Raw genomic sequence first — 13,562 nt, 5'->3', positions numbered from 1 at the left:
ATTGTGATGACCCGCAAAACACCTATCGAGCGCTACCGCAACATCGGCATCAGCGCCCACATCGACGCCGGCAAGACCACCACCACCGAGCGCATCCTTTTCTACACCGGGGTGAATCACAAGATTGGCGAAGTGCACAATGGCGCCGCCACCATGGACTGGATGGAACAGGAGCAGGAACGGGGCATCACCATCACCTCGGCCGCCACCACGGCGTTCTGGAAAGGCATGGCCGGCAACTTCCCCGAACACCGCATCAACATCATCGACACGCCCGGTCATGTAGATTTCACGATTGAAGTGGAGCGCTCGATGCGCGTGCTCGACGGCGCCGTGATGGTCTACGATGCCGTCGGCGGCGTGCAGCCGCAATCGGAAACTGTGTGGCGGCAAGCGAATAAATACCACGTGCCGCGCATCGCCTTCATTAACAAGATGGACCGGGTGGGCGCGGATTTCTTGCGCGTGCGCAAGCAGATCGGCGCGCGCCTGAAAGGCGTGGCCGTGCCCATCCAGCTGCCCATCGGTGCCGAAGAGCATTTCACGGGCGTGATCGACCTGTTGAAAATGCGCGCCATCACCTGGGACGACGCCAGCCAGGGCGTGCAGTTCAGCTATGGCGAGATTCCCGCCGAACTGCGGCAACAGGCGCAGGAATGGCACGAGCACATGGTCGAGCACGCGGCCGAAGCCAGCCTCGACATGACGGAACGCTACCTGAATGGCGACACGTTCACGGAAGCGGAACTCAAGCAAGCCTTGCGCGCGCGCACCATCCGCAACGAGATCGTGCCCATGTTGTGCGGCAGTGCCTTCAAGAACAAGGGCGTGCAGGCGATGCTGGACGCCGTCATCGAATACCTGCCGTCGCCGATGGAAGTGCCACCCATCATGGGACACGACGAGCACGACAACGAGGTGGAGCGCCATCCGACGGACGAGGAGCACTTCGCCGCGCTGGCCTTCAAGATCATGACGGACCCGTTCGTGGGGCAGCTGACCTTCTTCCGCGTGTATTCGGGCGTGGTGAACTCGGGCGACATGGTCTACAACCCCACCAAGAGCGCGCGCGAACGGCTGGGGCGCATCCTGCAGATGCATGCGAACGAGCGCAAGGAAATCAAGGAAGTGTATGCGGGCGACATCGCCGCCGCCGTGGGCCTGAAAGCGGTGACCACGGGCGACACTCTGTGCGCCATCGACCACATCATCGTGCTGGAAAAGATGATTTTCCCGGAACCCGTGATTTCCCAGGCGGTCGAACCAAAGACCAAGCCTGACCAGGAAAAGATGGGCATCGCCCTGAACCGCCTGGCGCAGGAAGATCCGTCTTTCAAGGTGCACACGGACGAGGAATCGGGCCAGACCATCATGTCGGGCATGGGCGAATTGCACCTGGAAATTCTGGTCGACCGCATGCGGCGTGAATTCGGCGTGGAAGCCAATGTCGGCAAGCCGCAGGTGGCTTACCGCGAAACCATCACGCGCACGGTGGACGATATCGAGGGCAAGTTCGTCAAGCAGTCAGGCGGACGGGGCCAGTACGGCCACGTGGTGCTGAAACTCGAACCCTTGCCGCCGGGTACAGGCTACCAGTTCGTCGACGCCATCAAGGGCGGCGTGGTGCCGCGCGAATTCATTCCCGCCGTCGACAAGGGCATCGCTGAAACGTTAAAGGCCGGCGTGCTGGCCGGCTATCCCGTGGTGGACGTCAAGGCCACGTTGACGTTCGGTTCCTACCACGACGTCGATTCGAATGAAAACGCGTTTCGCATGGCCGGCTCCATCGCCTTCAAGGACGGCATGCGCAAAGCCCACCCTGTGTTGCTGGAGCCGATGATGCAGGTGGAGGCGGAAACGCCGGAAGAGTTCATGGGCAACGTCATGGGCGATTTGACGGCCCGGCGCGGCATGGTGCAGGGCGTCGACGACATCCCCGGCGGCGCGGGGCGTATCGTCAAGGCCCTGGTGCCGTTGGCCGAAATGTTCGGTTACTCGACAACGCTGCGTTCGCTGACCCAGGGCCGCGCCACCTACACGATGGAATTCAAGCATTATGCGGCCGTGCCCAAGCATATCCTCGACCAGGTGGCCGCGGCTGGCAAAGCGAGGTAGGTCGGATTAGCGGGGCCGCCGAGGCGCGCAAGCGCGTAATCCGACACCACCAACGGCCGTGCCAACAATGTTGTCGGCTTACGCGCTGCGCGCTAACCCGACCTACGCTCAATGGGCTGGCGTACAGGGCTTTCCCATTTTCGGTGCCACTGTTACATTCACTGCCAGTCCACCAACACAGGAGAGAGCATGGCCACCGCAGAACAGAAGCAGGAAGGACTACACCGCGACAGCAGCGACTTTGTCATCACGCAAACCTTCGACGCGCCGCGCGAATTGGTATTCCAGTCGTGGGTGGAGCCGGAGCGCCTGGCCCAATGGTGGGGCCCCGTCGGCTTTGAATTGAGCGTGCTGGCGCTGGAATTGCAGCCGGGCGGCGTTTTCCACTACGGCATGCGCGCCGAGAATGGCTACGAGATGTGGGGCAAGTTCACCTACCAGCAGATCGAAGCGCCGGAAAGGATCGTTTCCATCCTGTCGTTCGCCGACAAGCAGGGTAACCCCGTGCAGCACCCCGTCAGCGCCACCTGGCCGCTGGAATCGTTCAATACCATGACACTCACCGAGGAAAACGGCAAGACGACGATGACGTTAAGGTCGACGCCGCACAAGGCGACGGATGAGCAGCATGAGACGTTCAAGCAGGGGTTTGAGTCGATGAAGCAGGGCTTCAAGGCGACGTTTGGCCAGCTGGCCCAGTATCTGGCGCGTGTTCAGTAGGTTTTCGGAGGAGTTGGTGGAGCTGGCTATTTAAGAAAGGCGGGCCAGAGCCGGGAGCCTTGGTTTGAGGCGCGGGCGTGTTCTTGATGTCGTTGCCAGTTCGCGGTTGAGGGACGTCTGCTGGCGCCCGCAAGCAGATATTGAACTACAGTGGATTATGTCAGTTCTTTGTGGCATCCGTCGCCGGGCTAACTGGAGCACTTGCCGAACCAAGTCCTGCCTTCGTTTCAGTGCTTTGTTGAAGCTCACCGATAAATTTATAGCCGAGTACTAAAGCGCCGATGACTAGAATTGTCACAACGTTAACGATAAGGTTGCCCCCAACGTCGCGCAACCAACCCACCCAAGTACGTTTAGCTGCTAAAGCCCCATTGACGGTAGTTAGCTGTGTCTGCAAGCTGGTATTTATGGTTCCAATATATGTGTACAGAACGTCCTGTCGAGTTTCTGCCTCAGTCCGTTGAACCAAGTCGTCAAGACCCTCATTTAGAAAAGCCTGGGCCATCGCCTCAGCTTGTGAACGATAGGCTGCTATTGATGCGTCAAGGGAAGCGATAGCGTGAAAACGTTCAATTTCCTCTCGACTCGGGTTACCGCCAGAAGTTGTCCTGCAGAACTCGACCTTTTGTTGCTTGTAGATAATGTAAGCTAATGCCCCTACCAAGTCATTGGGATCAGCAGTCAGTTTTCCGTAGATAGTGTTGTACGCCACAGGTCACTTTGGTTTATTAGCGGTTGTTTTTGCAAAGCGATAGGCTTCTGATATTTTTTTGCTTGAAACTCCTATTTCCCGCATAACTTTCGCCGCAACTGGCGAGGACGGCGCCCGAGACAAAGTAGTAGAAGCTAGGCCATAGTTAGCCTGTTTCTGGACGGCCGACTTGCTAGACATTCGGCCATTGATAGCCATAACGTCACTACGAGAGAAAGCTACTTTCGCCATGCCGTTCTCCTCGTTCTCAAATTAACCATAATTTTACATCAAAGAAACAATCTCAGATTATACGCCCATTCCCAGGGACGGTCGAGAGAGTCACATGAAGGTTGCCCATGCCGCCAGACGGCGCCGAGAAGGTCGAACCATTGAAACCCTCCGGCAACCTGAACCAGAGCATTCGCGTTCCTTATTGGAGTTTGCACGAACGACTGCTTCTGGCCGAACCCGGCCGATGGCGTGCAGGACGGCGGTTCGCCTAACTGTAAAACGCACTAATTCTCACTCCAGGCTGGCGCCGCCCTGGAGCGAAATGGCCGCATTTCCATGCACGCGTGGCCGTTTCGCAGCGGGGAATCGGTTTAATTGTAAAATGGCAACTATTGAAATACCCTTCACGCCTTCTACGGTGTCGCGAGCTGCGCAGAAGCGCTGCCTTCGGGGATAAGCAGGGCGAAGTCGTAGCCGTTGATCAGGTTGAACATTTCAATGTCGCCCCCCGCCAGTTTGCGCGAGTCTGGCCGCAGTGACCGCAGATCAAACAGAGACCAACTGGCGTCGGTGGCGCCTGCACTGGCCAGCAGTTTGAAGGCCGGGCTGTCAAGTTCGATTTGTGCCGGCTGATATGGCTTGCCCGCTCCCGCGAATCTCAGTTGCGTCCCCTTCGCCGCCAGCACGATCAGGTGCAGCGAGGTATGGCCCTGGCCTTCGGCGCGTTCAGCCAGAAAGTTGCCAATGTCACGATTGTTGAGTGGATTAATACCCTTGTATGCGTGATTGGCGCCGACCTTGACCACCAGCTTTTGCTCTTGCATGCCGAGCCGGGTTTCCAGGGTTCGCTTTAACAGCGTCAAACGCAAGCGGTTCGATAGGGCGCGATCGCCGGGCACTTTCGAGGCGCTTTTCTGATAGATGGCGCGGGTGGCCAGCAATGCATCGAGCAGGCCTAGCGCGGTTTGCTCTTTGGGGCCGGCAAGTAGCGGGCGCAACGAGGTCAGTTCCTCGGTTGAGGCAGACAGTATAAAGTACTCGAGGGGATTGCCGGTGGCTGCCGCCTTTTGAGACGCGACAGCTTCCATTTGACGCAACGCTTCCAGCTTCGCGCGGGCGGCCGGATTCACCGGCTGGGCCAGCATCAGGGTGATCAGGTATTTGGCCGCCCCGATGAATTCCTGATCGATGCCCCAGTGCTCGAAGCGCGGTCCTGCGGCCCGGGCAAAGCCGGCGAGCATCTCTGCTTCCTGGCGCATGGTGTAGAAAGCAATGGAGTCCGGATAGGTGGCGTCGAATCTGGCGATGGCCGCAATCGCGTCGGCGCCCTTGAGCATCGCTTCGAGCGCGCTCGTCACGGCTGGGCCATTTTCAGTGACCAACGTCGTGAAGCCGGCAGGGGGCAAGGCATTGAAGTAGGCGGATGAAAACTGGGCAATCTCGGCAACACCGTGATCCTCGCCGAGGAGGACGTACTGCGCCTGGCGCGAAGCTTGCAGCAGCAGTGCCGCACCGGGTCCCGATAACGTGCCTTTGTCAACGGTGATAGCGAGCCGGCCAGCGGTGAGTTTTTCAAGGACGGCGGTATCGGCGACGGCCGAATCGGCGAAGCCGAGCGTCAGGGTGGCGGCAAGGAAGGCGAGACGGAAGAACATAGTAGTGTGGGCCGATCAGGGCGGTCAGTGAATGAGTCGACGGTTTAAACTGTCGCCAGGAACGTCGGCTTCCGGGCGGTTGCCGTCCCTGGCTGGTTCCGCCCTGACGCGTATTGATTCGCTATCGAGCGAAGTGAGGTTTGAACTTAATTCTTTTTTGATGGCCAGATAAAAGCTATTGTTGCGCAAAATATACCGACAAAGGCAGCACGCCCCCAATCGAACTCATGAGCTTCCCCAAGGAAGCGAGTGTAAAGCAAGGTTCCAGTAGCAACGCCCAAACCAACACTGACGAACTGTGGAAATATTTTTTTCATATGTACCCTCAATGATGCGATCTGAATCGCCACTATTTCAATAAGCACTGCCGCATCTCTTTCTTAAAGGAGACCGCAGATTTACCACTCCAAGCGCAAGAATTTGGCAACGACCTCGTTTGGCCGACTGCGGCAATGAGCATAACGAATTAGTGAGCGAGAAAAGTCACGCATTGTCACGTCAACGTGACTGGCCGCTACTGGCGTCACGACTCATCGCGCTCGGCATCGCGCTCGCGGCAGCTCAGGGACGCATAGTGCGCCTTGGGAACCTTGTTCTTGATCGCCACTTCGCGCAGCTTATGTGCAAAATCAATATGATCGGTCAGGGTGCAGCGGCTGGCGCGGGCGAACTGTTGCAGATTATTGATGCTGCCATGGACTTTCAGCGTGACCCCGACGCCGGGGCTGGCGCAGCAGCCTATGTATTTGCTGCGGTATTCTTCCTCGATCAGCACCAGTTCGTGGCCCATGAAGGGCACTGGCTTGCCCAGCAGGTAGTAGTCGGTGTAGTCGAAGCGCTGGCGGGGCGTCTTGCTGACCAGGCCGGCGTGCTGGTAGGCGCGGATGGCCCGGCCGGACGTGCCCGTCCGTTCGGTCGTGCCCTTTTTGAGCTGCATGGCATGCAGCAAGCCGCTTTCGAGTGACGCGGTGTCGGCGGCGAACGCCATGGCGGAGCAGGCGGCAAGCAGGGTGAAGGCGATGGCGCGCTTCATTTCGCCTCCATTGCCAGCATCTGTTTGATTACCGGCAAGATCATCTGCCATGCATTCGATGTGGAGGCAATCTCGTCATAGTGGCTGGCGCCGGGCAAGATCAGCACTTCCGCATGGTCGCCGGCCAGCTCGGCCTTGGCCGCATAGTCGTGCGCGACGCGGGGAGGGGAGATGGTGTCGAGCTCGCCCGTGGCCAACACGGTGCGGCTGCCGTTGGGCATCAGGTCGGCCGCGTTGGTGTCGCTGTAGATGTCGGGGCGCTCATTGCTGGCGCTGCCTGCCAGTTGCGCGATATCGCGCTCGCAGCTGCTCTTGATCAACTCCTGTTCGTGGCGCAGATCGGCCAGGCCGCCCAAGCTGAGGATATTCTTGATTGGCAGGAAGGTGTCGCGGTACAGGGGGCTGGCCTTCGGCAGCTTTTCCCTGCCGGCGATCCATTGCACCAGCTGGCCGCCTGCCGAATGGCCCATGGCGACGATGCGCTTCACGTCCAGCTGGTACTGGGGCGCGTGCTGCCGCAGGCTGTCCAGCGCCGCGTGCATGTCTTCATACGTGCCTGGATAGCCGCCACCCGGCTCGTCGACGCGGCGATACTCGACATTCCACACGGCAATCCCTTGCGCCACGAGGGCGCCGGCCACGTTGCGCATCTGCTTGATGCCGCCGAAGGCCACCGTCCAGCAGCCGCCATGCACCAGCACGACGACGGGAAACGGTCCGCTGCCTTCGGGCCGGAACAGCTGCGCGTATTGCGACGGCGCGGAGCCATACGCGATCTGCGCTGTGGGGGCGGGGCCGTTCAGGGCCAGGTAGTCGTCCAGGCTCATGGGGGCAGCGACGGCGCCGTGGACACAGGCGAGCAGGGCGGTGGCGATCAGGGAGGATGGCAGGGACGTGGGCATCGTTGGTTTCGCTTGAGAAGAGAGCAACACTTTAGCATAGGGCCGCGTGGACGCCGGGATCAAGCGGCACGCTGTTTTCCTCCTGCAAGAGGGTTGCACCATGGTATATTTCGGGCATCAGTTTTCCCCATATCGACACGGTGCACGCAAACAACATTCTTTCCTTGCTGGACGCCGAGCATAGTGCGCTGGGCAGTATCGCGGCAGGCGCCGACCTGGCCCATGCGTTGGAGCATTTGTTGCTGGCGTTGCAAGACCTGGCCGATGGCGGCGCGCATGCCTGCCTGCTGCTCATCGACGAGGCCGACTGCTTTTGCGGCTTGGCCGCGCCCAGCCTGCCACAAGACCTGTGTCTGGCCCTGCGCCACGGCGGCGAACAGCCTTCGCCGTTCGGCATGGCGGCCTTTTCCGGCGCGCCCGTGTATTGCGGCGACATCACGCGCGATGTGCACTGGAGCGCGGGCCGCAAGGAAGCCATGCTGCACGGCTACCGCGCCTGCTGGGTCGCCCCCGTGTTCGGTGCCAAGGGGCATATCTTGGGCGTGCTGGGCCTGTTCTTCCCCGCGTCATGCCATCCCACGCAACCCGAAATCGAACTGCTGGCGCTGGCCGCGCGCGTAGCCGCGCATGTCATCGAGCGGGGCCAGCTGGAAAGAGCGCTGCACGACAGCCGCGAACACTTTCATTACGCCATCGAACTGAACACGCAAGCGCTGTGGACGGCCGACGTCGATGGCAAGCTCGACTATGTTGGGCAGCGCTGGCGCGAATGGACGGGCGGCAGCGGCCTCGGTAACAGCTGGCAGGAAGCCATCCACCCCGACGATGTGCCCCATTCCCTGGCGGCCTGGAGCGAAGCGCTGGGCAGCGGCCAGCCGCTGGACCAGGAGATGCGGGTGCGCCGCCAGGACGGCCGCTACCGCTGGGTGCACTCGCGCGCGTATTGCCGGCTCGACGAGCGGGGCCAGCCCGTGAAATGGTATGGCTCGTGCGAAGACATCGACGAGCACTGGCAGGCGCGCAATGCCTTGCTCGACAGCGAGGCACAATTCCGTTCGCTCGCCTCGACCATGCCCAACCAGGCCTGGCTGGCGCATGGCAGCGGCGCTACCTACTGGGTCAATGAGCAGGTGTGCGAGTACACGGGGCAATCGCTGAAATCGCTGGTCACCAGCGGCTTTCGCCACTGCGTGCATCCGGACGACGTGCAGGCCACGCAGAATAGCTGGGAGCGGGCCGTCGCCACGGCCAGCGCCTACGAACACGAGTTCCGCATGCGCCGCGCCAGCGACGGCGCTTACCGCTGGTTCCTGGCGCGCGCCTTGCCCCTGTTCGACGAGGCGGGCACGGTGCTGCGCTGGGTGGGCACGAATACGGACGTGCAGGAACATAAAAACGTGCTGGAAAAGATGGCCTACCTGAATTCCTCGCTGGAAGTGGAAATGGCCAACCGCACGGCCGACCGCGACCGCATGTGGCGGCTGTCGACCGACATCATGCTGGTGGCGGACCTGGCCGGCATGATCATCGCCGTCAATCCCGCCTGGAGCAAGATCCTGGAGCGGCCGGAAATCGAATCGCTGGGCATGGATTTCATTAGCCTCGTGCATCCGGACGACCGCATGGCGGCCTTGCAGGATTTGTCGCGCCTGGCCCATGGCGCGCCCACCTTGCGCATGGAAAACCGTTACCGGCGCCGCGATGGCGGCTACCGCTGGATTTCCTGGACGGCCGTACCGGCGCAAAAGCTGATCCACGCCATCGGCCGCGACGTCACCGATGAAAAAGAGGCGCGGCTGGCGCTGGTGCGCAGCGAGCAAGCGTTGTTGCAGGCGCAAAAGCTGGAATCGATCGGCAAGCTGACGGGCGGCGTGGCCCACGATTTCAATAATGTGCTGCAAATCATTTCCGGCAACTTGCAGTTGCTGAAACTGACGGTGGCCGATAATCCGCAGGCGGCCAGACGCCTCGATTCGGCTGCCTCGGCCGTCGAGCGGGGCGCCAAGCTGTCGTCGCAACTGCTGGCCTTTGCGCGGCGTCAACCGTTGAAGCCGCTGGTGACGGACCTGGGCCGCCTGCTGCGCCGCATGCATGAGCTGATCCGCCGTGCCCTGGGCGAGGCGGTCACCGAGGAAACCTTCATCAGCGACGGCTTGTGGCATACCCTGGTCGACCCGAACCAGATGGAAAATGTGCTGCTGAACATGGCCATCAATGCACGCGACGCGATGGACAAGGGCGGTCGCCTGACGTTCACCTTGAGCAATGTCACGCTCGATGCGGCCTACGCCAGCCTGCATGCCGACGTGCTGGAGGGACAATATGTGTTGCTGACCATCACCGACACGGGCCATGGCATGGAGCGCGACGTGATCGACCAGATTTTCGAACCGTTCTTCACCACCAAGCGCGAAGGCGAGGGTACGGGCCTGGGCCTGTCCATGGCCTACGGCTTCATCCGCCAGAGCGCGGGCCACATCAAGGTGCACAGCGCGCCCGGTGCCGGCACGACGTTTAAAATTTACCTGCCCCGTTCGCTGGAAAAGCTGGCCGAACCGCCAGCGGGCCTGACGGGCCCCGTGCTGGGCGGCGGCGAGACCATCCTCGTGGTGGAAGATGATGCGCCCGTGCAGCACACGGTGGTCGACATGCTGCGCGGCCTGGGCTACGACGTGCTGCATGCGGACGACGGCGCCTCGGCGCTGGCCCTGATGGGCACGGGCGTGGCCATCGACCTGCTGTTTACGGACGTGGTCATGCCCGGTCCCGTCAGCAGCAAGGAGCTGGCGCAGCAAGCGCGGCTGCTGCTGCCGGAGCTGGCCGTGCTGTTTACCTCGGGCTACACGCACAATGCCATCATGCAGGGCGGGCGCCTGGACCCGGGCGTGGAGCTGTTGAGTAAACCCTACCAGCGCGAAGACCTGGCGCGGCGCATCCGCCATGTGCTGGCCGACCGCCGCCTGGTGGGCGCGCCCGACCCGTCCGGGCGGCGCATTCTGCTGGTGGAAGACAATGACGATGCGCGCGAAATGACGACCGAGATGCTCAATATGCTGGGGCATACCGTGCATGGTGTGGCCAGCGCCGAGGCAGCCTTGCCCTTGCTGGCCATGCCGGGCCTGGAAGTGCTGGTGACGGACATCAGCCTGCCCACCATGTCCGGCCTGGAACTGGCGCGCCATGCGCGCGCACACTGGCCGCAGCTGGAGGTGGTGTTTGCTTCCGGACATGACTGGGGCGCCAGCCTGATGCAGGACACCAGCGCGCGTTTCCTGCGCAAACCGTTTGGCCTGGAAGAACTGGCCGGCGCACTGAAGGCGCGCCGGCTCGACGTTTACTAGGCTCTAAGCCGGCGGCAGCAAGGCGTGCTGCAATTGCTCGACGGTAAATGGTTTGACGAGGAAGCGTGCGGCCGGGTCCAGCACGCCGGAATTGGCCGGCGCATGGCCGGTGGAAAATACCACTTCCAGTTGCGGCCGCTCGCGCGCCACCAGTTCGGCCAGCTCGACGCCTGACATCTGCGGCAGGCTGATATCGGTCAGCAACAGTTCCAGTCCCGGTGTGCCCAGCAGGGGCAAGGCTGCCTCGGCCGTGCCCACGGCCTGCACCGTGTGTCCCAGCATGGCCAGCAGTTCGCTCGTCATGGCGCGCGCATCCGCATTGTCTTCCACCAGCAGGATATGGCGTCCTGCAGGCAGTGCCGGCGCAGGCTGCGGCGCCAGCTGCGCGCGGTACTGCTGCAGGGCCGTCACGTGGCGGCCGTTGGCCAGCAAGTGGCGGATGCGCCGCGCCAGGTCTGCGCGCCGGTAGGGCTTGCTCAACAACTCGACGCCCGGCTCCAGGCGGCCGCCCTGCATGATGGCGTCCTGCGTGTAGCCCGAGGTAAATAGTACGGCCAGATGCGGCAGCAGCAGCCGGGCCTGGCGCGCCAGTTCCGTGCTGGCGACCTTGCCCGGCATCACCACATCCGTAAACAGCAGGTCGATGGGGACGCCGCTGCCGACGATGGCCAGCGCGCTTTCGCCATCGCTGGCGCGCAGCACGCCATAGCCGAGGCCGCGCAACATGTCGACCACTGTCGTTTGCACCTGCACGTCGTCTTCCACGACGAGGATGGTTTCCTTGCCACCCAGCACGGGGCCGCTCAATTGCAGCGGCAATTCCGTTTCCGCTTCGAGCGAGCGCGGCAGATAGATGCGGAAGGTGCTGCCATGGCCGGGCACGCTGTCCACCGTCAGGTGGCCGCCGCTCTGGCGCAGAAAGCCGTACGCCATGGACAGGCCCAGGCCCGTGCCTTCGCCTTCCTTCTTCGTCGTGAAGAATGGTTCGAAAATCTTGTCCAGCAAGTCGGCGGGAATGCCCGTGCCTGTATCCGAGACGGTCAGCTGCACGTAGTCGCCGGGCGCCACGTCCGCATGGCGCGCCGCATAGTCGCTGTCCAGCACACTGTTGCCCAGTTCAATGGTCAGCTGGCCCTGGCCATCCATCGCGTCGCGCGCGTTGATGGCCAGGTTGAGGATGACGTTTTCCAGCTGGTGCGGGTCGACCAGGGCGCGCCAGCAATCGTCGGCCAGCAGCAAACGCGTTTCGATGCTTTCGCCCGTGGCGCGCCGCAGCAGTTCTTCCGTCGAACGCAGCAGTTGCGCCAGATCCGTCACCAGCGGTTTCAATGGTTGACGCCGCGCAAAAGCCAGCAGCTGCGCCGATAGCTTGGCGCCCCGTTCCACGGCGGCCGCGGCGCTGGCGATGCGCTTGGCGGCCAGCGGGTCGTCGTCCAGGGTCATTTGCAGCAGTTGCAGATTGCCCGAGATAATTTGCAGCACGTTGTTGAAATCATGGGCCACGCCCCCGGTCAGCTTGCCCAGCGCTTCGAGTTTTTGCGATTGCAACAGTGCCATCTCGCTGTGGCGCAACGATTCCTGCATGCTGCGCAAGGTGCTTTGCGCTTCCTTTTCCAGCGTGACATGGCGTCCGGTGGCAAACACCAGGTCGCCTTCCGGCGCGGCTACCCACGACAGCCAGCGGTGGCCACCCTCGCGGTGCCGGTAGCGGTTTTCAAAGCTGGGCATGGCTTCTTGCGTCACGTGCGCCAGCGCCAGGCGCGTGGCGGCGGCATCCTCGGGCAGCACGAAGTCAAACAGGCTGCGGCCCAGCATTTCCTCGGGCAGCCAGCCCAGGATGGCGGACGAGGCCGGGTTGACGGCGACAAAGCAGCCCTCGGCATCGATGGCCACCATCAAGTCTTGCGCGCTGCGCCACAGCCGCTCGCGCTCGCTGTTGCGCGCGGCCAGGTCCGCTTCCAGCTTCTTTTCCACGGTGATGTCACGCGCGCTGCAATACACCTTCTCGCCCTCGGGCACGGCCACCCACGACAGCCAGTGCCAGCCGCCCAGCTTGTGGCGGTAGCGGTTTTCGAAGCGCAGCGCCGGCTGGCCCTGGTTGGCGGCGTCCCAGGCCGCGTACGTGCGCTGCAAGTCGTCCGGGTGGACCAGTTCCAGGAAGCGCGTCGTGCGGATTTCCTCCCTGGACCAGCCCAGCGTGGCTTGCCAGGCGGGGTTCGAGTGCTCGAAATAGCCATCGAGGTTGAGCACGCCCAGCAAATCGGGGCTGACGTTCCAGGTGCGGCCAAATTCGCGCGTGCGCTCGGCCACCTGCGTTTCCATGCTGGCACTGAGGGCGCGCAAGCGCGATTCCGCCTGCGCCCGCAAGATGGTCGACCAGACCCGTTCCGACACCTGCACCGCCAGTTCGATCTCGTCCGCATGCCACAGGCGCGCCGTGCCGCTGTGCACGACGAACAGGGCCGCCAATCGGCCCTCCTTGGCGATGGGAATGTTCAGGAAGGCGCGAATGCCCAGGCGCGCAAACGTGGCCAGCGCGGCCGGCGTGGCCGTGCGCGGGTCGCTGGCCACATCGCTGACGGCCAGCGCCTGGCCCGCGGCCAGCGCATCGGCCAGGCGAGCGGCATAATCGCCGAGAAAATATTCGCCGGCGGCACCGGGCGCCAGGCCATCGCTCCACGCATGCTGCAGGGTGGGGCATTGCAGGGTCTGGTCGATATCGAAACAGGCCACTTGCTGGGCACCCAGGCGCTGGCCCAGCAGCTGCGCCGACAGGGAAAGGATCTCGCCCGTGTCTTGCAGCAGGCGCAGCCGGCGTTCCAGTTGCAGCAAAAAGGCCACGCCGCTGGCGCCGGCCTGGCTGCGGGGGGC

Annotated in this window: 10 protein-coding genes; 3 read left to right on the top strand and 7 right to left on the bottom strand. The window is 62.4% G+C overall.

Features of this window, described 5'->3' with window-relative positions; genetic code table 11:
• Window positions 1-6 precede the first annotated feature (6 nt).
• On the top strand, window positions 7-2,115 hold the full coding sequence (gene fusA / locus CNX70_RS16090; protein ID WP_096238495.1) for an elongation factor G: 2,109 nt from the start codon (window positions 7-9) through the stop codon (window positions 2,113-2,115).
• A 189-nt stretch (window positions 2,116-2,304) separates the two neighbouring features.
• Window positions 2,305-2,835, top strand: a complete 531-nt coding sequence (locus CNX70_RS16085; RefSeq protein WP_096235521.1) for an SRPBCC family protein — start codon at window positions 2,305-2,307, stop codon at window positions 2,833-2,835.
• 160 nt (window positions 2,836-2,995) lie between these two features.
• On the opposite strand, the gene CNX70_RS16080 is transcribed toward CNX70_RS16085, so the two are convergent.
• The 6 genes from CNX70_RS16080 to CNX70_RS16065 all read right to left on the bottom strand — a co-directional run bounded on the left by CNX70_RS16080 (window position 2,996) and on the right by CNX70_RS16065 (window position 7,350).
• Complete coding sequence (locus tag CNX70_RS16080) at window positions 2,996-3,547, bottom strand: hypothetical protein (RefSeq protein ID WP_096235520.1); 552 nt, start codon at window positions 3,545-3,547, stop codon at window positions 2,996-2,998.
• A gap of 3 nt (window positions 3,548-3,550) precedes the next feature.
• On the bottom strand, window positions 3,551-3,778 hold the full coding sequence (locus CNX70_RS28565; protein WP_167389671.1) for a hypothetical protein: 228 nt from the start codon (window positions 3,776-3,778) through the stop codon (window positions 3,551-3,553).
• Window positions 3,779-4,173: 395 nt separating this feature from the next.
• The gene (locus tag CNX70_RS16075; protein ID WP_096235519.1) at window positions 4,174-5,415 is read right to left on the bottom strand and encodes a hypothetical protein; all 1,242 of its coding nucleotides are present in this window, start codon (window positions 5,413-5,415) and stop codon (window positions 4,174-4,176) included.
• A 146-nt stretch (window positions 5,416-5,561) separates the two neighbouring features.
• Complete coding sequence (locus CNX70_RS28245; protein WP_157751060.1) at window positions 5,562-5,732, bottom strand: hypothetical protein; 171 nt, start codon at window positions 5,730-5,732, stop codon at window positions 5,562-5,564.
• 206 nt (window positions 5,733-5,938) lie between these two features.
• Entirely contained in the window at window positions 5,939-6,448 is a 510-nt protein-coding gene (locus CNX70_RS16070; RefSeq protein WP_096235518.1) for a hypothetical protein, read from the bottom strand.
• Window positions 6,445-7,350 carry an alpha/beta hydrolase gene (locus CNX70_RS16065; RefSeq protein ID WP_096235517.1) on the bottom strand — a complete coding sequence of 302 codons (906 nt, stop codon included), beginning with the start codon at window positions 7,348-7,350 and terminating at the stop codon, window positions 6,445-6,447. Before CNX70_RS16065 ends, CNX70_RS16070 begins: the two co-directional genes overlap by 4 nt.
• 140 nt (window positions 7,351-7,490) lie before the next feature.
• Between CNX70_RS16065 and CNX70_RS16060 the strand changes: the two genes are divergently transcribed.
• The gene (locus CNX70_RS16060) at window positions 7,491-10,691 is read left to right on the top strand and encodes a PAS domain-containing protein (protein WP_244198821.1); all 3,201 of its coding nucleotides are present in this window, start codon (window positions 7,491-7,493) and stop codon (window positions 10,689-10,691) included.
• Window positions 10,692-10,694: 3 nt separating this feature from the next.
• Here CNX70_RS16060 and CNX70_RS16055 read toward each other — a convergent pair whose 3' ends face one another.
• Window positions 10,695-13,532 carry a response regulator gene (locus CNX70_RS16055; RefSeq protein WP_096235515.1) on the bottom strand — a complete coding sequence of 946 codons (2,838 nt, stop codon included), beginning with the start codon at window positions 13,530-13,532 and terminating at the stop codon, window positions 10,695-10,697.
• Window positions 13,533-13,562: the final 30 nt, after the last annotated feature.

It is taken from the genome of Janthinobacterium svalbardense (assembly GCF_002327145.1).
In the GTDB taxonomy this organism is placed as follows: Bacteria; Pseudomonadota; Gammaproteobacteria; order Burkholderiales; family Burkholderiaceae_D; genus Janthinobacterium; species Janthinobacterium tructae.
The sequence above is the reverse complement of the archived record's forward strand: the minus strand, read 5'-3'. Positions and strand labels throughout refer to the sequence as shown.